The 24771-nt window shown below is 53.9% G+C and carries 5 protein-coding genes; all 5 read left to right on the top strand.

What is annotated here, in order from left to right; all coding sequences use genetic code 11:
• The first annotated feature begins 707 nt into the window (after positions 1-707).
• The 5 genes from ectB to MKY87_RS11775 all read left to right on the top strand — a co-directional run bounded on the left by ectB (position 708) and on the right by MKY87_RS11775 (position 24768).
• On the top strand, positions 708-1991 hold the full coding sequence (gene ectB / locus MKY87_RS11795; RefSeq protein ID WP_339788679.1) for a diaminobutyrate--2-oxoglutarate transaminase: 1284 nt from the start codon (positions 708-710) through the stop codon (positions 1989-1991).
• 682 nt (positions 1992-2673) lie between these two features.
• Positions 2674-17721, top strand: a complete 15048-nt coding sequence (locus MKY87_RS11790; RefSeq protein ID WP_340964571.1) for an amino acid adenylation domain-containing protein — start codon at positions 2674-2676, stop codon at positions 17719-17721.
• A 165-nt stretch (positions 17722-17886) separates the two neighbouring features.
• Positions 17887-21195, top strand: a complete 3309-nt coding sequence (locus MKY87_RS11785; protein WP_340964569.1) for a non-ribosomal peptide synthetase — start codon at positions 17887-17889, stop codon at positions 21193-21195.
• On the top strand, positions 21185-23011 hold the full coding sequence (locus MKY87_RS11780; protein ID WP_340964568.1) for an ABC transporter ATP-binding protein: 1827 nt from the start codon (positions 21185-21187) through the stop codon (positions 23009-23011). The genes MKY87_RS11785 and MKY87_RS11780 overlap by 11 nt, the downstream gene beginning before the upstream one ends.
• Positions 23008-24768, top strand: a complete 1761-nt coding sequence (locus tag MKY87_RS11775; protein ID WP_340964566.1) for an ABC transporter ATP-binding protein — start codon at positions 23008-23010, stop codon at positions 24766-24768. The genes MKY87_RS11780 and MKY87_RS11775 overlap by 4 nt, the downstream gene beginning before the upstream one ends.
• Positions 24769-24771: the final 3 nt, after the last annotated feature.

The raw sequence follows: 24771 nt of genomic DNA, 5'->3' as shown, positions 1-24771 counted from the left end.
CGATTGTAATCTGCATGTAAATAATGAAGGACATCGGAAAGCAAATGAGGGAAAACCTTACGTACAGTTTGATGAAGAGGAGCAGAAAATATTTGCCCTTTACTCTAACAGAGGTGCAGAGAAGAAGGCGTGATACAAAACTATGCCGGCTGCCATCCGTGCGGACGCTGCGGCCAGTTTCCAGCCAGGCTTTCAGAAATTGGTCAGGTAATCATGTTAAGTTATTACAAAGTGCAAGGAATCGGAACACCGACAAAGAATACTTACAGGGAATATATACCAATTTATCCTATTCCATGGCTGAATGTCAACACCTCGATTGATGCCAAACCATTCCCACGTTTCTTCTCCATTCACTCTTTTTAGCGAAGATTGTTAACACATTATGTTTTATGAACCAAATTTAACAATATAATGACTATATTTAACAAAAAAATCACTATACATTCTTGTAAATTTTGTTATAATTCAACCTAGGTCTTATTCCCTATTATTCTAATAAATGGAATTGTAGGGTTTTTTATACCCATCCAAGCTGTGTGCGAAAGACCAGTATACTGGCTAACCAACAAGCCGGCATGCGGGGACCAACAATTGTGGAAAATGACAGCCTAGAATATGTTGCTCCATGACGTCAGAAGGTTCAGAAAGGAAGGTTCAGAAAGATGGAGCCAACCTTATCCCAATTCCGATGGAGGATGAAGTGAGTGAGCATTTTTGAAAAGCTGGAATCCAACGTAAGATCTTACTGCAGAAGCTTTCCGGTGGTATTCGACCGGGCCAAGGGAGACCTTTTATATTCTGAGGACGGAAGAGCATATATTGATTTCTTTGCAGGTGCCGGGGCACTCAATTACGGCCATAACAACGATTATATTAAAGACCGGGTTCTCGATTACTTGACCTCCGACCGGATTATGCACGGTCTGGATATGTATACAATGGCCAAGCGTGAATTCATCCAGAGCTTCTCGGAGCGGATCCTGGAGCCGAAGAAGCTGAATTACAAGCTTCAATTCTGCGGTCCAACAGGGACGAATGCGGTGGAAGCGGCCCTGAAGCTCGCACGCAAGGCGAAGAAGAGAAGTGGAATATTTGCATTCATGGGTGGCTTCCACGGCATGTCGCTCGGCAGTCTGTCGGCGACAAGCTCCAAGTCCATGAGAGAAGGGGCGGGGCTTCCTCTGGACGGAGTTACGTTCATGCCGCACCCGAGCGGGGCTTTCGCAGAAATGGATACGCTCGGTTATATCGAGAATATCCTGACTGATTCGCACTCCGGAATCGACAAGCCGGCCGCGATCCTGCTTGAAACGGTACAAGCCGAAGGCGGAATTCACGTTGTCGACGCGCAGTGGCTACGCGAGCTGCAGAAGCTTTGCCGCAGACACGATATTCTGCTCATTACAGACGAGATTCAAGTAGGATGCGGCCGGACAGGCGAATTCTTCTCCTTCGAACGTGCGGGGATCGAGCCGGATCTCATTACCCTGTCGAAGTCGATCAGCGGATACGGCCTGCCAATGTCCCTGCTGCTGCTGAAGCCCGAACTGGATATCTGGACGCCGGGCGAGCACAACGGCACCTTCCGCGGCAACCAGCTGGCTTTTGTGGCCGCGAAGGCTGCTCTCGAGTTCCGGGACAGAACCGAACTGGAAGCTCAGGTGAAACAGAAGGAAGAGTTTGTGCGCTCGTTCCTTGATCAAGAAATCAAGCCTCTGCATCCGTCCATCGCCATCCGCGGACTCGGCCTGATCTGGGGCATTGACGTCTCGGGGTTCATGGATGAAGCCGGGGCGAAGCGGGTGACGGATATCAGCTTCGACAACGGGCTCATCATTGAAAGAGCTGGCAGAGGAGACTGTGTGCTGAAGATCATGCCTCCGCTGACCGTCTCGATGGAGCATCTGGCTGCCGGCTGCGACATTATCAAGTCCAGTATGCAGCAGGTGATCTCTCAGGAGACCAAGGATTTGCTAGTTACGACCTAAGCTTGGCCAAGCCGATGGCCGCCCCCGGCAAGAGGCACGAAAGTGCCTTCCGGAGGGCGTGCGGACTTGATGTTAAGGTAGCGCTTTCACCTCAGTGGAAGACTTTCTCCTCATGCTACCTGCGGTAACGTCAATCAACATGGACTTCTCCGCCAAGGGCAGTCCCGTTTGTGCCATACGGAGCGTTCCTTGAGTCTCATGCAGTACCCTCGTTAAATTTAATCGTCAGGAAAAGCTCACTACCCCGCAGCCGAATCTTTACTTATCCACACCAGGGCTGTGGGGGAATAAGCAAATCGTACATAGAGTGTATCAATACCCCTTAAACATAGGCTTCGTCAAAGGCAGCTCGGGTGCCAAATCAGGAATTACGGTCGACTTCCTGCTGGACGGCCGGAACCCTGCGGCAAGCCTTACATCGACAGGAGGTACATTCCTTGTCGTTTATCCCCAAATCCAATTCCAAACCCTATGTTAAACCAAATCCCGTCTTCGGGTGGCTCGTCTGCAGCAAGAATATTGAAGCAGAGAAGTCCGAGCATCTCTTGCGTAGAACAATGCTTGTTGTTGTCCTTTACGCATGGGAGCCGAGCGGGACAGCTGCTAGGCAGAGGATTGCCGCATGCGATCAACTGGGCAATCCAAGCGGTGACATGGCGCAAGCCATTAATATTGTTGTCAGATGTTTGAAAAGGAGATGAGCGAGGCTGGAGTGTTGCTTTGGCATATGCTCCGCCGGATTGCTTTTACCGATGAAGAGAGGGGAACGATCCAGATGGCTTTTGAAAAAGAAACGTTGTTTTGGAACGAAAAATTCGGTAGTGACGATTATACCTTGACGCGGTTGCCTTACAGCAAAGCTCCAAACTCCCTGGTGCCCAATGTGAAAACCGTTGGCGGTTCGCTTTCGGAGGAAGCGGCGCAGCGCGTCCTTCAAATGAGCAAGGGTACTCCGCTGGCCGCTTTTATGATTTTGCTCGCCGGTGTTCAGGCACTCTTGCATAAATATACAGGCGCTTCAGACATTCTGGTCGGCATGCCGGTTGTGCCGAAAAAGGGGGAGACGCGTCGATCCGTTAATCATACGGTCATTTTGAAAAACTCGCTTTCGGTGGGGGCAACTTTTAAAACGCTTCTGAGCGAACTGAGGACTTCCTTGCCGGAAGCCATTCAGCATCAACATATTCCGTTCTTGAAAATGACGGAGAAGCTGGATCTGCAATATGCAGAAGGGATACCCTTCGTCCATACGCTAGTATCCCTTAATGAGCTGCATCTGGACGAAATTGGGCAAAACGTGGTCACGGACTGTTCCTTTGAATTCAGTTTAACCGACGGGACGATACAGCTAGCGCTGTCATATAACGAGCACTTATATGACTCCGAGTTCATGAATCGGGTCGTCGGCCATCTGAATCGCCTGCTGTCCGTGGGGCTTCATGAGCTGGAGCTGGACATCGTGCGAGCGGACATGCTGTCGGAGGACGAAAAATTTCAATTACTGCAAAGCTTTACCGATACCGAGAAGGACTATCCTCGTGATCGGACGATTCATCAGCTTGTGGAGGAGCAAGCGAAGCGTGTGCCCGAGGCGACGGCGGTTGTTTTTGAGGGGCAGCGGCTTTCATATGCAGAGTTGAACAAACGGGCAAACCAACTGGCGCGTACGCTACGATCGGTCGGTGTGCTGCCCAATCAGTTGGTAGGCTTGATGGTCAGGAGATCGCTGGAGACGGTCATTGGCATTCTGGCGGTTCTGAAAGCTGGCGGTGCCTACGTGCCGATCGACCCGGAGTACCCGGAAGAACGTATCCGCTACATTCTGGAGAACTCGAACGCGCAGCTGCTATTGACTCAAAGAGAGCTGTTACAGCAAGTCCCGTTCGAAGGGACCGTATTGGCGCTAGATGACAAACAAGCCTATAGCGACGATGGCTCCAACCTGGAGGCGGCCAGTGGTCCAAACGATCTTGCTTATGTCATTTATACGTCAGGTACAACGGGCAAACCCAAAGGGGTTATGCTGGAGCATCGTGGTTTGGTCAGTTTGAAGCTGATGTTCGCAGACAGGCTGGGCATCACGGAGCATGACCGGATCGTTCAATTTGCCAGCTTGTCCTTCGACGCATCCTGCTGGGAAGTGTTCAAAGCACTCTATTTTGGCGCGGCTTTGTACATCCCGACGGCCGAAACAATTCTCGACACTCGTCTGTTCGAGAGTTATATGAACGAGCATGCGATTACGGCGGCGATTTTGCCTCCAACATACAGCGCTCATTTGAACCCGGACCGTCTTCCCAGCTTAACAAAGCTTGTAACCGGAGGTTCGGCGGTATCGGCCGAATTCGTGCAGCAGTGGAAAGCAAAGGTTCACTATTTCAATGCTTACGGTCCTACCGAAGCTTCGATTGTTACGACGCTTTGGGATGCGGATGAGCAGCAGCCGGAGCGCAGAGTTATTCCGATTGGGCGCCCGCTGGCTAATCATCAGATTTTTATTTTGGATGCCCACCTGCAACTTGTGCCTCCGGGAGTGGACGGCGAGCTGTGCGTGGCAGGCGTGGGACTTGCGAGAGGTTACCTGAACCAACCGGAGCTGACGGCAGAGAAGTTCGTGGAACATCCGTTTGCGCCGGGAGAACGCCTTTACCGGACAGGAGATCTCGCCCGCTGGCTGCCGGACGGTAATATGGAGTACTTGGGCCGGATCGACCATCAGGTGAAAATCCGTGGATTCCGAATCGAGGTCGGTGAGATTGAAGAGCAGCTTCTGCAGATCAACTCGGTGCAGGAGACGATTGTGATCGCGCGGGAAGGCAAAAGCGGGCAAGAACTGTGCGCTTACCTGGTCGCGAGTCTCCCTCTTACGCTCGGCGAGCTGAGAAGCGCGCTGGCGCAAAAATTGCCGAATTACATGATTCCGGCACATTTTGTTCAGCTTCCGCGGATGCCACTCACGCCGAACGACAAAATCGATCGTAAAGCTTTACCTGCCCTGGAAGGAAACGCACTGACCGGCGGCGCGTACGTAGCTCCTCGCAATGAAGCTGAGCGAACGCTTGCTGCTGTGTGGCAGGCGGTATTGAACGCCGATCGTGTTGGGGTAACGGATCATTTCTTTGAGCTCGGCGGAGACTCGATCAAGTCCATTCAAGTATCTTCGCGGCTTCATCAAGCCGGGTACAAGCTGGAAATCCGGGATTTATTCAAATATCCGACGATTTCACAGCTCAGCCTGCATGTGAAACCGATCAGACGTACCATCGATCAAGGCGAAATAACGGGTGAAACGGCTTTGACACCGATTCAGCATTGGTTTTTCGAGAGTTCCTTTGCGGACCCGCATCATTTCAACCAGTCGGTGATGTTTTATCGGAAGGTACGCTTCAACGAAGAGACAGTGTATCAGGTGCTGCAAAAGCTGGCCGAGCATCATGATGCCTTGCGCATGGTGTTCTGCAAGACGGAACAAGGGTTTAGTGCGTTAAACCGAGCGATTCAGGATGGTGGGCTGTTCACGCTGGACGTGTTCGACTTTAAGGATGCGGAGAATCCCACGCAGGTTGTGGAAGCGAAGGCAACGGACATTCAAGCAGGCATCGATCTGGAGAACGGGCCCCTCATGAAGGCGGGACTGTTCCAGTGCGAGGACGGAGATCATATGCTGCTCGCGGTTCATCATGCTGTGGTAGACGGCGTGTCTTGGCGCATTTTGATGGAGGATTTCGCTCTAGGTTACGAGCAGACTGGAAAAAGCGAGGAAATTCGTTTCCCGGCGAAAACAGATGCGTACCGCACTTGGTCCGAGCAGCTGGCTGCTTACGCGCAAAGTCCGGAGATGACAAAGGAACGGGCCTATTGGCAGGCCGTGGAACAAATGGAGGTTCTGGCCGTGCCGAAGGATATGGAGGCGGACGTTACGACGCAGCAGGACAGCGAATCGCTGTTTGTCCGTTTGACTCCTGAAGAAACGGAGCTGCTACTGAAGCGGGTTCACCGTGCCTACAACACTGAAATGAATGATATTTTGGTAACGGCGCTCGGAATAGCCTTACACAAATGGACGGGGTACGAACGGGTGCGGATCAATCTCGAAGGACACGGACGTGAATCAATCGGAACGGATATCGACATCACGCGTACAGTGGGCTGGTTTACGACCAAGTTTCCGGTCGTACTGGAGCCGGAAACCGACCGAGATTTGGCCTATCAGATTAAACAGGTCAAGGAAAACTTGCGCCGCATTCCGAACAAGGGGCTTGGGTACGGGGTATGCCGCTATCTCTCCAAATCGGAGGATGGCTTGGTTTGGGGCGCAGAGCCGGAAATTAACTTTAACTACCTCGGTCAGTTCGACGATGATGTCAACCAGGACGAGATCGGCATATCTTCTTATTCCAGCGGCAGCCCGGCTAGCGACCGGCAGGCCCGTAGCTTTGTGCTGGATATCAACGGCATGGTGCTGGACGGCGCTTTATCGCTCGATCTCAGCTACAGCCGGAAGCAGTATCGCAAGGAAACGATGGAAGCCTTCGCTCAGGGGCTTGAGCAAAGTCTCCGAGACATCATTATCCACTGTGCAGGTAAAGAAAACACTGAATTGACGCCGAGCGACGTGCAATTTAAAGGATTGACCATTGCCCAATTGGAGCAAATCCCCCAGCGCTCCGGCCATCTTGGGGAAATCGAAAATATTTACTCGCTTACGCCGATGCAGAAGGGCATGTGGTTCCACAGCGCGCTTGACCGGCAAACGGCAGCTTACTTTGAGCAGACGCGGTTTACGATGCGGGGAGCGCTCGACGTCCAGCTTTTTGAGAGGAGTTGGATGGAACTTGCGAAACGTCATCTGGTGCTGCGGGCGAATTTTGTGAAAGGACCGGCGGGCGAGCCGTTGCAAATCATATACCGCGACAAGCCGGTCGGTTTTGAATATGAAGAGCTGCTTCATTTGCAGGTGGACGAGAAACAAGCTTACTTGGATAAAAAGGCCGAGGAGGACAAGCTTCGCGGCTTCGACATGGAACATGACGCGCTCGTTCGGTTCACGATCCTGCGCACCGAAGAGCAAAGCTATCATGTACTGTGGAGTTTCCAACATATTTTGATGGACGGCTGGTGCCTGGCTCAGCTGACGCAGGAGCTGTTTGAGGCATACTCGGCCTTGGCATCCGGCGAGCAGTCAGCGGGAGATAAGGGATCGGATTATGGCGCCTATATCGAATGGTTGGAGAAACAGGACGATCAGGCGGCATCAGCCTATTGGATGGGATTCCTGGCAGGTTATGAAGGGCAAACCGTACTCCCGGGACAAAAGGAACTGGCGCCCAACGGCAGATTTACGGCTGATCACGTCACCGCCGAGCTGGGCAAGGACTTGAGCGAGCGGATGGACCGTGTGGCGAAACAGCGCCTGGTTACGGTCAATACACTGTTGCAAGCTATTTGGGGCGTGATGCTGCAAAAATATAACGGAACAAACGATGCCGTATTTGGCAGCGTCGTGGCCGGAAGACCGGCGGAAATCCCGGGCATTGAGTCCATGATCGGGCTGTTCATCAATACGGTGCCAGTCCGGGTCACGAGCGAAGCGGACACCGTGTTCGCCGACCTGATGGCGAAGCTTCAAGAGCGGGCGCTGGAGTCCGGGCGTTATGATTACTATCCGCTGTATGAAATTCAGGCCCGCAGCGTGCAAAAGCAGAACCTGATCAACCATATCATCGCTTTCGAGAACTATCCGGTGGACGAGCAGATGGAGCAGGCGGGGGACCAGCAGCACGGCGACCTGACGATCGCTGATGTTCAGATGGAGGAGCAGACAAACTATAACTTCAACGTCACCGTGGTGCCGGGAGACGAGATTGGAATTCGGTTCGACTTTAACGCCGAAGTGTTTGATAAAGATAGTATTGAGCGGCTCAAGGGGCATCTCGTTCATTTGCTGGAACAGGTGGCGGATAACCCGGAAATTACCGTGGGCGAGCTGGAACTTGTGACGGAGGCGGAAAAGGCTGACCTTCTCGGACGTTTTAATGACACCACCACGGAATTTCCGCGCGGGAGAACGCTCATTCAATTGTTCGAAGAGCAGGCGGAGCGCATCCCGGATGCAGCTGCCATCTCCTTGAATGGGCAAGAGCTGACCTACCGCGAGCTGAACGAACGCGTTAACCGCCTTGCTCGTACCTTGCGTAGCCACGGGATATCCAAAGGTCGTTTGGTCGCCATTATGGCTGAGCGTTCCATCGAAATGGTGGTGGGTATGCTGGCGGCACACAAAGCCGGTTCGGCTTACGTACCGATTGACCCGGAATATCCCGAGGAGCGTATCCGTTTCTTGATCGAGGATTCGGGTGCGCAGGTCATGCTGACGCAAAGCCGATTACGCGAGCGCCTGGCGGGTTCGGACTCCGTGATTTTACTGGATGACGAGTCCTTCTATCACGAGGACCGCACAAATCTAAATCCGGGTAACGAAGCGACAGATCTGGCTTGCATCATCTATACGTCAGGGACGACGGGCAAGCCAAAAGGCAACCTCGTTTCACACCGCAATATCGTGCGGATCGTGCGCAATACGAATTATATCGACATCACTGAGCGGGACCATGTCCTCCAGCTTTCGAGCTATTCGTTCGACGGAGCGATTTTTGATATTTTCGGCGCTTTGACCAACGGGGCACGGCTGGTGCTGGTTCCCCACGAGACTTTGCTGGAAATCGGCCAGCTGGCGGATCTCATCCAGCGTGAGCGAATCTCGGTCATGCTGATTACGACGGCTTTCTTCAACGTCCTTGTGGATGTGAACGTCGACTGCCTGCGGGATGTCCGGGCGATTTTGTTCGGAGGAGAGCGCGTATCGGTCGGCCATGTGCGTAAAGCACTCGCTCATATCGGACCGGGCAGGCTCAACCACCTGTACGGCCCATCGGAAAGCACGGTTTATACCACGTATCTTCCAGTCGACTTTGTCGATGAGTCGGCGGTTACCGTACCCATCGGACGGCCGATCAGCAATACGACGGTGTATATCGTCGACAGCCAGAATAAACTTCTGCCGATCGGCGTGGCCGGGGAGCTTTGCGTCGGCGGAGAAGGCTTGGTAGGGGGCTACAATAACCGGCCGGAGCTGACGGCGGAGAAATTTGTGGACCATCCGTTTGTGCAGGGAGAGCGCATGTACCGGACAGGGGATTTGGCAAAATGGCTACCGGACGGCACGATTGAATACGTGGGGCGGACGGATGACCAAGTGAAAGTCCGCGGCTTCCGTATTGAGCTGGGCGAGATCGAAGCTCAGCTTCAGAAAGTGGAGGGAATTCGGAAAACGACGGTATTCGCGCGGGAAAACACCTCCGGAGAGAAGCAGCTTTGCGCCTATTATGAAGCGGACCGTGAGCTCCCAGCGGCCGAGCTGAAGAGCGTTCTTTCCCAGGAACTGCCGGCCTATATGATCCCGGCTTACATGATCCAGTTGGAGCGGCTCCCGCTGACGACGAACGGCAAGGTCGACCGCCGCTCCCTCCCGGCACCTGAGGAGAGCCTGCAGCCGGGCGAAGGACGTACTCCGCCTCGGACTCCGCTCGAAGCCAGCTTGGCTGAAATATGGAAAAGCGTGCTTGGATTGGAGCACATCGGAGTTCATGACAACTTCTTTGACTTGGGCGGCCATTCCCTGCGGGCAACGACACTGGTGAGCAAGGTGCATCAGGAGTTGAACGTCGAGTTGCCTCTGCGCGACGTATTCCGCTACTCAACGATCGAACAGATGGCTCTCGCCCTCTCCCGGATTGAAGAGCAGTTGTTCTCGTCGATCCCGCTGGCAGACGAAAGAGCGTATTATCCACTTTCCTCAGCTCAGAAGCGGCTGTTTATCCTGAATCAGCTGGAAGGAGCCGATCAGAGCTATAACATGCCGGGAGTGCTGTTGCTCGAAGGATCGATTGATCATAGCCTGCTGGAGAAAGCTTTCCGCGGACTGATCAAACGTCATGAAACGCTGCGAACCGGATTTGAGATCGTACAAGGCGAAGCGGTACAGCGTATTTACGAGAGCGTTAATTTTGCCGTCGAGTGCCGTCATGCGAACGAGGAAGAAGCGTCTGCAGTCGTGCAGGCTTTTATCCGACCTTTCGACTTGGCGAAGCCACCGTTGCTGCGTGCCGAGCTCGTAGAGCTGGCAGCCGATCGTTATTTACTGATGTTTGACATGCACCATATCATCTCCGACGGGGTTTCGATGGACGTGTTTGTTGAGGAACTCGTTCGTCTGTATGGGGGTGAGTCATTAGAGCCTTTGCACATTCAGTACAAGGACTATGCGGTATGGCAGCAATCGGACGAGCAAAAAGTGCAATTGAAACGCGAGGAAGCTTACTGGCTGGACCGTTACCGGGGCGAGCTGCCGGTTCTGGAAATGCCAACGGACTATCCGCGTCCTGCTGTACAGAGCTATGAGGGACATATGCTGACGTCCTTCGTGGATGAGGCAACGAACGAAGGCTTGAAGCAGCTGGCCGCTCAAAGAGGAACGACGCTATATATGGTGTTGCTTGCCGCATATACCGTGCTTTTGCATAAATACACAGGTCAGGATGATTTGATCGTTGGCACGTCAATTGCGGGCAGAACGCACGGCGACATGCAGCCTTTGATTGGAATGTTCGTCAACACGCTGGCGATCCGCAATTATCCAGCTTCGGAGAAGACCTTCCTGTCGTATTTGGAAGAAGTGAAAGAAACGACCTTAGGCGCTTATGAGCATCAGAATTATCCGTTCGAAGAACTCGTCGATAAAGTGCAGGTTAGCCGGGATTTGAGCCGCAACCCGCTGTTTGACACGATGTTCTCCCTGCAAAACCTGGAGGAGTCAGAATTTGAGCTGGAAGGGCTGAAATTGTCCCCGTACCCTAGCGAATATGGTATGGCCAAGTTCGATCTGAGTGTGGATGTTACGGAAGAAAATGGCGGGCTGGAGTGCAACTTTGAATTCGCAACGGCTCTTTATAAAGAAAGCACGATCCGGCAGCTGTCGATTCATTTTGGACATTTGCTTGCGGCGATCGTAAGCTGTCCGAATGCAAAGATCGCTGAGCTGAACTTGTTGACGGCAGATGAAAAAGAGAAAATTCTCGGCGAGTTCCACCCGGCGCAATCGGAAGTGGCTCCTGTGGCCGCGTTCCACCGGCTGTTTGAGAAACAGGCAGAACGCACGCCGGAAGCGGAGGCCGTAGTGTATGAAAATAACCGCCTAACGTACGCGGAGCTGAACGAGCGGGCGAATCGCTTGGCGGCTACGCTGCGCGGAAGCGGCATTGGCCGGGAGGAGATTGTTGGCATTCTCGCCGAGCGTTCGGTGGACCTGCTGGTGGCCGTGATGGCCGTCTGGAAAGCAGGCGGGGCATATGTACCGCTTGACCCGGATTATCCAGTGGACCGTGTGCGGTTCATGCTTGAAGACAGCGGAGCGAAGGTGCTACTGACGCAAACACCGCTGCGAGAGCGTGCTGAAGCCTGGCTCAGCGAAGAGGAACTGGCACTGGCGACGGTGCTGTATCTCGACGAAGAAACGTCGTACAGCGAAGACCGGGAGAATGCAACGCTTAGCTCCAGCATGGTTTCCGATCCAGTCGCCGGCAAGCTAACGGGGGCTGTGAACGGTAGAGATGAGAGCCATTCGAAGGTTGTGGGCATGGACAGCTTCCATGAAGCCCGTCCTGAGGACCTAGCGTATGTCATCTACACGTCGGGAACGACGGGCAAGCCCAAGGGTGTGATGATTGAGCACCGCAGCTTGGTGAACACGGCGGCGGGCTACCGGCGGGAATACCGGTTGGATCAGTTCCCGGTAAGGCTGTTGCAGCTCGCCAGCTTCTCGTTTGACGTGTTCGTGGGTGATATCGCACGGACGTTGTACAACGGTGGCACGATGGTCATTGTACCGAAGGACGATCGGATTGATCCGTCTCGCCTGCACCACTGGATAGAGCGGGAGCAAGTGACAATTTTTGAATCAACACCAGCGCTGATCGTGCCGTTTATGGAGTATGTGCATGAGCAGGGGTTGGAGTTAAGCGGTATGGAGCTGTTGATCACAAGCTCGGACAGCTGCGGCGTGGCAGATTACCGGACCTTGCAGGAACGGTTTGGCCCGTTGTTCCGCATCATTAACGCCTACGGCGTGACGGAGGCGTCAATTGACTCCAGTTTCTATGACGAGGAGTTGGCGAAGCTGCCCCAGACAGGCCATGTGCCGATTGGCAAAGCGTGGTTGAATACGAAGTTCTACATCGTGGATGCACATCTGAACCCTGTGCCAGTCGGCGTGCTGGGTGAACTGGTTATCGGCGGAGTCGGCGTGGCGCGCGGGTACTTGAACCGTCCAGAGCTGACGGAAGAGAAGTTTGTAGACAGCCCGTTTGTCGCGGGCGAACGGCTGTACCGCACGGGAGACTTGGCGCGATGGATGGAGGACGGCAACGTGGACTTCATCGGGCGGATCGATAACCAGGCAAAAATCCGGGGTTACCGGATTGAGACGGGTGAGATCGAGTCGCAGCTGCTGCGGGTGGAAGGTGTGCGCGAAGCGGTGGTGCTGGTTCGAAGTGATGCGAACGGACAGAAGGCGCTGTGTGCATATTACACGCCGGAGACCGGTGCGGAGCTGTTGGTGAACGATCTGCGCAATGCGCTGGCACAGGAGTTACCGGGTTACATGATCCCGTCGTACTTCGTGGAACTGGAGCGTCTGCCGCTGACACCGAACGGCAAAATAGACCGGAAGGCGCTGCCAGCGCCGGAAGGAGAAGCGGGAAGCGGAACGCAGTACGTCGCACCACGCAATGAGCTGGAAATGAAGCTGGCGGTGATTTGGCAGGAAGTGCTGGGGCTTACGAAGGAGATTGGTGTTCACGACAACTTCTTCGACATCGGTGGCCACTCCCTGCGCGCGACAACGTTGGTCAGCAAGATTCATAAAGAGTTGAACGTGGATCTGCCGCTGCGCGACGTGTTCCGCCATTCCACGATCGAGAGCATGGCGGCCGTCATTTACCGGCTGGATGAGCAGACATTCGTTGCCATTCCGGTGGCGGATGACCGAGAGGTGTACCCGCAATCTTTTGCTCAAAAACGTCTTTTTATCCTGAACCAGCTGGAAGGTGCGGAGCTTGGCTACAACATGCCGGAAGCGATGCTGCTGGAGGGTGCTTTGGACCGGACAAGGTTTGAAGAAACGTTCCGCAAGCTCGTGGCGCGGCATGAAATGTTGCGCACCGGGTTCGAAATGGTGGATGGCGAAGCATCACAGCGAGTTTATCAGGATGTGAATTTTGCGGTGGAGTTCTATCAAGCGGATGAGCAAGAGGTCGAAGCGGTGGTTCACGGTTTCGTCCGTCCGTTTGAATTGGCAAAACCACCGCTGCTGAGGGTAGGCCTTGTTGAGCTGGCTCCGGAACGCCATATTTTGATGTACGACATGCATCATATTATTTCTGACGGCGTTTCGATGGAAATCTTTGTTGAAGAATTCGTGCGCTTGTATGGTGGAGAGCCATTGGAGCCACTGCGCATTCAGTACAAAGACTACACCGTTTGGCAGCATTCCCAGGAGCAGCAGGAACGGCTTCGGCATCAGGGGGCGTATTGGCTGGACATGTTCCAGGGCGAGCTTCCGGTGCTGGAAATGCCGACTGACTATCCACGTCCGGCTGTACAGAGCTATGAGGGTCAAACGCTGGAGTTTTTCTTCGACGCTTCAAAAACCGACGGCCTGAAACAGCTGGCTTCGGAAACGGGCACGACGCTGTTTATGGTGCTGATTGCGGCGTATAACGTGCTTCTGCACAAATATTCCGGTCAGGAAGACGTGATCGTTGGTACGCCGATTGCCGGAAGGAATCATGGAGATGTGCAGCCGTTAATCGGGATGTTCTTAAACACGCTGGCGATCCGCAGTTATCCGGCTTCGGAGAAGACATTCCTGTCATACCTGAAGGAAGTCAAAGAAACGACCCTGCACGCCTTCGAGCATCAAAACTATCCGTTCGAACAATTGGTGGACAAGGTGCAAGTGACCCGGGATTTAAGTCGCAATCCACTCTTCGACACGATGTTTACGATGCAAAATACGGAGAACGAGCAATTTGAGCTGGAAGGGCTTCGCCTGATTCCTTATCCAAGCGTACTGGATACTGCGAAGTTTGATATCAGCTTGGATGTGGGCGAGGAGAACGGCGGGTTGGATTACAGCTTCGAATATGCGACGGCTCTTTACAAAAGGGAGACGATTGAACGGCTGGCAAAACATTACGAGCAGTTGCTCGTGACAATTGTAAACCGTCCAGATGCGAAGATTGCCGAGCTGAACTTGCTGACGGCAGAGGAAAAAGAACAAGTTCTGAGTGCGTTTAATCCAGCGCAGCTAGAACCGGCTCCTGTGACGGCGTTCCACCGGCTGTTCGAGGAACAGACGGAACGCACACCGGAAGCGGAAGCCGTCGTGTACGAGAACGATCGCTTAACGTATACGGAGCTGAACGAGCGGGCGAACCGCTTGGCGGCTACGTTGCGCACAAGCGGCATCGGCCGGGAGTCAATCGTCGGCATTCTCGCCGAGCGTTCGGTGGACTTGCTGGTGGCCGTACTGGCCGTCTGGAAAGCGGGAGGGGCGTATGTACCCCTCGACCCGGATTATCCGGGGGACCGCGTGCGGTTCATGCTTGAAGACAGCGGAGCGAAGGTGCTACTGACGCAAACGCCGCTGCGAGAGAGTGCCGAAGCCTGGCTCGGCGAAGAGGAACTGGCACTGGCGGCGGTACTGTATCTCGATGACGAAACGTCATACAGCGAAGACCGAGCGAATGCACCAATGGACTTCGGCCAAGGCTCCAGCAGTGCTCCCAATCCAGTCAACGGCAAGCTAACGGGGGCTGTGAACGGTGGCGGCGAGATTCATCCCAATAATGTTGATGTTGTCGGTATGGCTAGCTTCCATGAAGCTCGTCCAGAGGATTTGGCCTACGTGATCTACACGTCAGGTACGACGGGTAAGCCGAAGGGTGTAATGATCGAGCATCGTAGTCTGGTGAACACGGCAGCGGGTTACCGACGGGAATACCGATTGGATCAGTTCCCGGTAAGGCTGTTGCAACTCGCCAGCTTCTCGTTTGACGTGTTCGTGGGTGATATCGCGCGGACGCTGTATAACGGAGGCACGATGGTGATTGTGCCGAAGGAGGACCGGATTGATCCGTCTCGCCTGCACCACTGGATAGAGCGGGAGCAAGTGACAATTTTTGAATCAACACCAGCGCTGATCGTGCCGTTTATGGAGTACGTGCATGAGCAGGGGGTGGAATTAAGCGGTATGGAGCTATTGATCACAAGCTCGGATAGTTGCAGCGTGGCGGATTACCGGACCTTGCAGGAACGTTTCGGCTCGTTGTTCCGCATCATTAACGCCTACGGCGTGACGGAAGCAGCAATCGACTCCAGTTTTTATGACGAGCAGTTGGCGAAACTGCCGCAGACAGGCCATGTGCCGATTGGCAAAGCGTGGCTGAATGCGAAATTCTACATCGTGGATGCACATCTGAACCCGGTGCCGGTCGGGGTGCTGGGCGAGCTGGTCATCGGCGGCGTCGGGGTAGCACGTGGGTACTTGAACCGCCCAGAGCTGACGGAAGAGAAGTTTGTAGACAGTCCTTTCACCGCGGGTGAGCGGCTGTACCGCACAGGAGACTTGGCACGGTGGATGGAAGACGGCAACGTGGACTTCATCGGCCGGATCGACAACCAGGCAAAAATCCGGGGTTACCGGATCGAGACGGGTGAGATTGAGTCGCAGCTGCTGCGGGTGGAAGGCGTGCGTGAAGCGGTAGTGCTGGTTCGAAGTGATACGAACGGTCAGAAGGCGCTGTGTGCATATTACACGCCGGAGACCGGTGCGGAGCTGTTGGTGAACGATCTGCGCAATGCGCTGGCACAGGAGTTACCGGGTTACATGATCCCGTCGTACTTCGTGGAGCTGGAGCGTCTGCCGCTGACACCGAACGGCAAAATAGACCGGAAGGCGCTGCCAGCGCCGGAAGGAGAAGCGGGAAGCGGAACGCAGTACGTCGCACCACGCAATGAGCTGGAAACGAAGCTGGCGGTGATTTGGCGGGAGGTGCTGGGGCTTGCGAAGGAGATTGGCGTGTACGACAACTTCTTCGACATCGGCGGTCACTCCCTGCGAGCGACAACGCTGGCAGGCAAGGTATTTAAGGAATTAAACGTCAACCTCCCGCTGCGTGACGTATTCCGTCACTCGACGATTTCGGCGATGGCCGATGCGATTGCCCGGATGGAACGGCGGGAGCATGAGGCCATCCCTCAAGCGGAAGAGAGAGAGTACTACCCTCTGTCCTCCGCGCAGAAACGGCTGTTCATTCAGCACACGCTGGATGGAGCGGATCAGCTATACAACATGCCGGAACTGGTGCAGGTGGAAGGCAGGTTTGATTTAGATCGGTTGGAAGCCGCATTGCGGAAATTGATAACACGGCATGAATCGCTGCGCACCGGTTTTGAAATGATGAAGGGCGAAGCGGTTCAGCGGATTTACCCGCAGGTCGATTTTGCTATTGAGCATCATCAAGCAGATACAGAGGATGCAGCTCAAGTTGAGCAGATCGTCCGCAACTTCGTTCGTCCGTTTGATCTCGGCAAGCCGCCGCTGCTGCGCGCCGGAGTCGTCGAACTGGAGCCGAACCGGTATATTCTCCTTTTCGATATGCACCATATTGTGTCGGACGGCGTATCGATGGCGATTGTGATGGATGAGTTCTCGCGTTTATACGCCGGGGAAGAACTGCCGCCACTACGCATTCAATATAAGGATTATGCCGTTTGGCAGCAGTCGGAGGCCCACCGAGAGCGGATCGGAAGGCAGGAAGCGTACTGGCTGCAAACCTTTGAAGGCGAGCTGCCAACGGGGGATCTGCCGATGGACTACGAACGTTCTACAGTTCGCAACTACGAAGGCGCGCATCTGGAGTTCGATGTCGATGCTTCTCTCTCTGCGCGACTGCGTGAATTGGCGGCCGAGCATGAAAGCACGCTGTACATGGTACTGCTTGCGGCATATACCGTGATGTTGTCCAAGTACAGCGGGCAGGAAGACTTAATCGTGGGCACCCCGGTGGCGGGAAGAACTAACGCCGATTTGGAGCCGCTCATCGGCATGTTTGTTAATACACTGGCGCTCCGCAGTCGTCCGTCAGGCGAAAAAACGTTCTTGTCCTACCTTGATGAAGTCAAGGAAACGGCTTTGGGAGCTTTTGAGAATCAGGATTATCCATTCGAGGAGCTCGTGGAGCGTTTGAATGTGAAGCGGGAGCCTGGCCGCTTCCCACTGTTTGATGCCGTTTTCGACTTGCAAAATATCGAAGAACGAGACGCCGAACTGGAAGGGGTCAGCCTGAAGAATTACGAGCTTGACCAACTGGAAGAAGCGAAGTTTGATCTGACGTTGTTTATGTATGAAAACGAAGGGGCGCTGAGCGGGGGCTTTTTCTACGCCACCAAACTGTTCAAAGAAACGATGATCCGCACCTTAACCGAGGATTACCTGCGGGTACTTTCTCAAATTGCGGAAAATCCACAACTTGAGCTAAGCCGGATTGAATGTCATAAACCGGCGACAGGCGCAAAGAGTGCCGTCGATACGATCGAATTCGCGTTTTAATATTACAAGCGCGCTCCGCCGTCAAGCGAAAGTGGTGCGCATCCCAGGAAGACGTCGAACAACTTGCAAGTCCGTAAATCAAGCCCGTAAACGCGCAGGCCGAAAGCAAGCTTTATCGGACCTGCGCCGGGGCATGCGGTCACTTCATTTTTAGGGGAGGTACGAATGAAATCTTTATTTGAAAAGGAAGAACGGTACTGGAGCAGCAAGTTTGACGACGAAGACAGCCTGAGCTTCCTTCCCTATAGTCAATCCTCCAAATTATCTGCGGGCGGCGAAGCTGCGGCAGAGCCGGCTTTGCTTCACCGTACCCTGCCGAGTGAGCTCTCGGAGAGAATTATTCGCCTCGCCAATGGTTCGGATCTGGCTTTGTACATGATTGTTTTGGCAGGAGTAAAAAGCCTGCTGTTCAGATATACCGGGCAGGATCAAGTACTGGTCGGCATGCCTTCTTATAGCGCGGACCCGGACGTGACTCAGCCATCGCATGACATCCTGGTGATCAAAACGTCCGTAAGCAGCCAGACTACGCTGAAAACGCTGCTCGGGGGCATCAAAGCTTCCATCGGCGAGGCGCTGGAGCATCAGCATCTGCCTTTTCGGAAAATGGTGGAGCCGCTCCATCTGGACTATACAGGGGAAGGTCTTCCGGTCGTCAACACCGTTGCATCCTTCGCCCCGATTCATCCTGAACCGCTGGTTAACCGGGTGGCAGCCGATACGGTTTTTCGATTCGACCGCCAAAACGACTCTATCGAGCTGGAAATAAGCTTTGACGGGAATCGATACGAGCAGGCATTTGTGGAACAGGCGGCCGACCACCTTGTTCGGCTTCTGTCCGTGCTTGTATTTCAGCCGGATCTGGAGCTTGGACAAGCCGATGTACTTTCCCCGGACGAGAGGGAGACGTTGCTGAATCGATTTAATGATACCGAAACCGGGTTCGAGCGGGGGAAAACGATTCACGGTTTGTTTGAAGAACAGGCGGAGCTTTACCCGGACAACGTGGCCGTTGTCATGCACGAACGGCAGTTGACCTACCGCGAGCTGAACGAGCGATCCAACCGTCTTGCGCGCCAGCTGAGGGAGACGGGAGTCGAAGCGGACCAGCTGGTAGCGATTCTGGCTGAACGCTCACTCGATATGGTTGTCGGCATACTGGGGATTCTCAAAGCGGGCGGAGCCTACGTGCCTGTAGATCCCGACTACCCGGAGGAGCGCATCCGCTTTATGATCGAAGATTCGGGTGCACCGTTATTGCTGATTCAAAAGCATTTGCGTGAGAAGACCGACTTCGCAGGAACGCGCCTTGAAATAGATGATTTCGTTTGGGGCCACAGCGGGGCGGACTCGGAAGGTGCGCTGGACGCTTCGAATCTGGAGCCAATTTCCGGGTCAGGCAACCTGGCATATGTCATCTACACGTCGGGAACGACCGGCAGACCAAAAGGCACGTTGATAGAGCATAAAAACGTTGTGCGCCTCCTGTTCAACGACAAGAACCTGTTCGACTTCGGGCGGTTTGACACGTGGACGCTGTTCCACTCGTTCTGCTTCGATTTCTCCGTCTGGGAAATGTATGGAGCGCTGCTGTATGGAGGCAAGCTGGTCATCGTACCACCGTTCACGGCGAAAAATCCGACCGAGTTTCTGGCGCTGCTGGGCCGCGAACAGGTCACGATTTTGAACCAAACGCCAACGTACTTCTACCAGCTGCTGCGTAAGGTCTTGGCGGATCATCCATACGATCTGCGGATTCGCAACGTCATTTTCGGAGGCGAAGCGCTCAGTCCGCTTTTGCTCAAGGGTTTTAAGACGAAGTACCCGGAGACAAAGCTGATCAATATGTACGGCATTACCGAAACGACGGTTCACGTGACGTATAAGGAAATTACGTGGGTCGAAATGGAGGCGGCGAAGAGCAATATCGGCAAGCCGATCCCAACGCTGAGGGTATACGTCCTGGATGAAAACCGCCGCCCTGTGCCGATTGGCGTAGCGGGCGAAATGTACGTGGCCGGGGAAGGGCTCGCGAGAGGATACCTGAACCGTCCAGATCTGACAGCGGAGAAGTTCGTTGATTCCCCGTTTGCGGAGGGGGAGAAACTGTACCGCTCAGGCGACTTGGCGACCTGGCTACCGGATGGCAACATCGAATACCTGGGCCGAATCGACCACCAGGTCAAAGTCCGCGGGTACCGGATCGAGCTGGACGAAATCGAGACGCAGCTTCTGAACGCACAGGGCGTGGAAGAAGCGGTGGTACTCGCCCGGGACGACGCAAACGGCCATAAGCAACTTGTTGCTTATTACGTTGCGGAAACAAAGCTGGCGGCGAATGAACTCAAGGAGCAGCTCGCCCAGCAGCTTCCGGGGTATATGATTCCTGCGCATCTTGTGCAGCTTTCGCAGATGCCGCTGACCGCGAACGGAAAAATCGACCGCAAAGTGCTGCCGCTACCGGAGGAAGCTGCGGCTGGAGGAGTGGAATATGTTGCGCCTAGAACACTGCTAGAGATGAAGATCTCCCGTGTCTGGCAGGATACACTTGGCATTCCACAGGTTGGCGTAAAGGATAACTTTTTTGAGCTGGGCGGCAATTCCTTAAGTCTGATGAGGCTCGTTCAAGCCGTTTACGATGAAACGGGCATTGAGATACCGCTGAATCGCCAATTCCATAGTGTAACCGTTGAAGCTATGGCTTTTGGAGAGGAGGATCTGGGTCTGGATAAAGGGGGAGACTCCTTCATTAAGCTGAATAAAACAGGGGATCTGAACGTGTTCTGCTTCCCTCCAGGCAGCGGCTTCGGCATCGGTTACCGAGAGCTTGCAAGCAGGCTAGACGGCCGGTTCGTGCTTTACGGCATTGATTTTATTGACGATGTCATCGATTACGAGGCCATGCTGAACCGTTATGTGGATGAGATTGTTCGCATCCAACCGGAAGGACCTTACGTGCTGCTCGGTTACTGCTTCGGAGGCAACCTGACGTTCGAGGTAGCCAAAACGATGGAAAGAAGAGGGTATTCCGTAACGGACGTGCTCATGGTGGACTCGTGGATTAAGGACACACTCACACCTTATGAAACGTCTGAGAAAGAGCTTGAAGAAATGTTTGCGGATTTCGACGAAGAAGAGAAGGAATTAATGAGTAATCCACTCGTGCGGGAGCGTGTTCATCGGAAGATCAAAGCCACCTTGACGTACGAAGCGCAGCTTATTAATTCAGGCACGATAACTGCCCGTATTTACGAACTGATTGCGAAGGACAGCGAAGCGTTCCGCCTGGAGCACCAGTTGCCGTCCTGGCAGAGGGCAACGACGCAAGCTTATTCTGATTACCGGCTGGAGGGCGCACACGAGGAATTACTGGAACTCGCGCGTGTGGAAGAAACGGCCACTGTCATCCGTGACATCTTAGTGCAAATCAAGCGGCAGATCGAAGCGGAGGCCGGGGTCCTGCATGGGAGCTGATCGGCAGATGTCTGTTCAAGACCAAGGCACAGCGGCGCCTTCCAAGCGCCGAACCGCTTATGCCACCTGGAAAGCGTTCCGCTGGCTGATGTCCTATGTAAGCCGTCACAAAGGCTGGATGATCGTCGGTATCCTGTCCGCAATTGCCGCCGCGGTTATTGAGATATGGACGGGACGTTTGGTCGAGCAGCTGACCACACAGGCCGAGAATGGGGCGGGGCCAATCGTTCTGCAGATCGTGTACACGGTCTTTGTGGTCATCTTGATCGGTGTGCCGGCAAAGTTTTTCATGAGCTTTGGTGTGGAGCGAAGCAGTGCCTCTGCGGTGCAGGATATCCGCAACCATGTCATGCGTCATATCGGCAAACTCCCGGTCCCCTATTTGGAAAAGCAGCACTCCGGCGACGTGTTGTCGCGGATCAACAACGATCTGCAGCTCATCCAGCAATTTATGATTCGGGACCTCGCCCAGTGGTTTTATCATCCGTTATTATTTATCGGCTGTTTCGCTTATTTGATGTATCTCCAATGGGAGCTGATGCTGTACAGCCTGTTGTTATTTCCCGTAGCACTGCTGGTTTCCCAATGGATCGGCAAGCAGTTGGAACAGTTGACGGAGGAAGCCCAGGCGAACATGGGCCGAATGAACATCAACCTCCAGGATACGCTTGGGGGGATGCCTATTGTAAAAAGCTATCTGCTATCTGGTATGTTATCTCGCTCCTACCAAGTGTTGCTGCAACTGACGGCTCAAAAAAAGCTGGCCGTGAAAAAGCGGGAAGCCTGGGTTAACCCGCTGCTTTCTACGCTGATGATCAGCCCGATCATTTTCGCCGTCAGTTACGGTAGCTATTTGATCTATAACGGGCAGCTAGGCGCGGGAGAACTAATCGCCTTCCTGTACTTGCTTAATCTGTGTCTGGAGCCGCTGGAGCATATTCCCGAGCTCATCACGCGCACGTTCGAAATGACCGGTGCCCTGAGAAGGGTCTCCGAAATCGTCGAGCAGCCGACCGAAACGGAGAATGGCCGTTTGCTTCCAAAAGCGAGCGCCGCTCCCATCCATTTTCAGAACGTAACCTTCGGGTATGAAGAGAGTTCTCCGATTCTGCGGAATGTTAGTTTCTCGGTGCCGGAAGGCAAGACGATTGCACTTGTCGGAGCGAGCGGCGGAGGGAAGAGCACGGTGTTTAAGCTGGTATGCGGCTTTTATCCACTTCCGGAGGATCAGGGCGAGATCCGCGTGTTCGGAAGCCTGATCCACGGCGCTAATCCAGAGCAGCTTCGATCGCATTTTTCCGTGGTAACCCAAGATTCATATTTGTTTAGCGGTACGATCGCCGAAAATATCGGCTACGGGCGGGAAGAAGCGTCGATGGACGAGATTATCGAAGCCGCCAAAGCCGCTCAGGCTCATTCTTTCATTATGCAGCTTGAGGGTGGCTACCAGACGTATGTCGGAGAGCGCGGAGGCTTTTTGTCCGGTGGGCAACGACAGCGCATTGCAATGGCCCGGGCTTTTCTGAAGGATGCTCCCGTACTGCTGCTGGACGAGCCCACATCGGCTCTTGATCCGGAGTCGGAAAGCGCGGTTCAGGAAGCGCTGGGCGTATTGATGAAGCAGAGAACGACCATGGTTATTGCCCACCGGCTTTCTACGGTACAAAACGCCGATGAAATCTGGGTTATGGAACAAGGAAATATTATCGAAAAGGGCACTCATGAACAATTGCTCGAGAGGAAGGGACTGTACGCCCAGTCGTACTACCAGGAGTTTACCGAGTCTGCCGAACGCAGGGAGGTGTCGTACACATGAAAAAGGGCGGAAGGCTATCACAAGTGAAAGAACTTGGCTACTTGCTGACGTTTATGAACCGCAAGCGCAAAACCCAGTACGCGATTGGCCTTGCTGTAACGGCGCTCACCCAGACATTGTTTCTGATCGCCTTCAGCTTGGTCGTACATAACTTGGTTGATTTCGCCGTGTCCCGAGATACGTCCCTGATGGTGGAAGCTTTTATTATTTTGGGCGCGGCCCTGTTTCTGGAAAATATAATTTCTCCCTGGTTCATTTACTTATACCAGCGAAGTGTCGAGCTCACTGTGCTGAATATCCGCAAACGTCTTTATGACAAGCTGTGCCGGGTGCGGCCGAGATTCCTGGAGCAGACGCACCACGGGGACTTGCTGTCGCGGGTGAACAACGACGTAACGACCGTTGAGTTTACATTCTCGCAGGTTTACTTCGTTTTGTTGCTTCAAGTTGTCTTTTGCATCGGCTCCATTGTCTCCATGGTGGTGATCGATTGGCGGTTTGCCGGCGTATCCTTCGTCGTTCTGCTGCTGTCCTCTCTGGTCAGCCTGAAATTTGCACGGGATATCCGCGCTTTGTCCGAACAAGGCTTGCAAACGCTCGGTAAAATGACTGAAAAATTCAAAGATTTTATGGGCGGCATTCAAATTGTGAAGCTGTTCCGCATCCGCACGATTTACGGCCAGTACGAGGCGTTGAACGAACAAATGACGCAAACGCTTCGGCAAACGGCGAAGAAGAACGGTATGCAGGCTGCGGTGAACCATTTTATCAGCTACGTCACGTTCTGCGGCATCATCGTCATCGGCAGTCTTCTTTATGCCTACGGATTGATGGGAATGGGAAGCGTCGCCGCTCTGGCAGTTTTGCAAGTGAATCTGACGCACGCCTTGTTGAACTTGGGGACGGTTCTGTCGATGACCCAAAATTCGCTCGCGGGCGCTCACCGGATTCAAGAGGTACTAAGCGAAGAAGAGGAACCGGAGCGTCTGGGATCTTCTCGTAGCGAGCTTGTATCGGAGGCTGCGGTGGAGTTTCGCGATGTGGAATTTTCCTATCAGGCGGATAAAAAGGTACTTGTCGACATGTCCATGCAGGTGTTTCCTGGTCAGGTCGCTGCGATCGTGGGAGCCAGCGGCAGCGGCAAAAGTACACTGATCAAGTTGCTGCTCGGCTTTTATCCTGTGGATAGCGGTGATATCCTTCTCCAGGGCAAACCGTTCGGCCATTACACGCTGGATGAAATCCGCAGGCAGATTGCATACGTTCCGCAGGAGCCGTTTTTGTTTACCGGCACGATTGAGGAAAACATCCGTTATGGCAACCCGGATGCAACGGATGAAGAAGTGGTTGAAGCGGCCAAATCGGCGTACGCTCACCATTTCATTCAGGAACTTCCTGAACAGTATAAAACGCCGGTGGGAGAGAGGGGAGCGTCGTTGTCAGGCGGACAAAGGCAGCGAATTGCGATCGCCCGGGCGATTCTCAAAAACGCCCCGATTCTGCTGTTGGACGAAGCAACTTCTGCATTGGATAACGAATCCCAGCATTGGGTACAGCAAGCTCTGAACGTATTGATGAAGGGGCGCACCACCATTCTGATTGCGCATCGTCTCAGCACGGTGGAACATGCAGATTTGATTACGGTCATGAATCAAGGAACGGTCGTCGAACGGGGCCGCCATCAGGATCTGCTGGCGCTCGGAGGTTATTATGCGCGGCTGTACGGCGGGCGGCTTCCTGCTGATATCCAGGTATAAAGC

This window comes from Paenibacillus sp. FSL R7-0198, from assembly GCF_038000415.1.
In the GTDB taxonomy this organism is placed as follows: Bacteria; Bacillota; Bacilli; order Paenibacillales; family Paenibacillaceae; genus Paenibacillus.
The sequence above is the reverse complement of the archived record's forward strand: the minus strand, read 5'-3'. Positions and strand labels throughout refer to the sequence as shown.

Excerpts from the sequence above, each read along its gene's own strand:
- MKY87_RS11790 (WP_340964571.1), top strand. The coding sequence starts at position 2,674 with ATGTTTGAAAAGGAGATGAGCGAGGCTGGAGTGTTGCTTTGGCATATG.
- MKY87_RS11775 (WP_340964566.1), top strand. The coding sequence starts at position 23,008 with ATGAAAAAGGGCGGAAGGCTATCACAAGTGAAAGAACTTGGCTACTTG.
- MKY87_RS11785 (WP_340964569.1), top strand. The coding sequence starts at position 17,887 with ATGAAATCTTTATTTGAAAAGGAAGAACGGTACTGGAGCAGCAAGTTT.
- MKY87_RS11780 (WP_340964568.1), top strand. The coding sequence starts at position 21,185 with ATGGGAGCTGATCGGCAGATGTCTGTTCAAGACCAAGGCACAGCGGCG.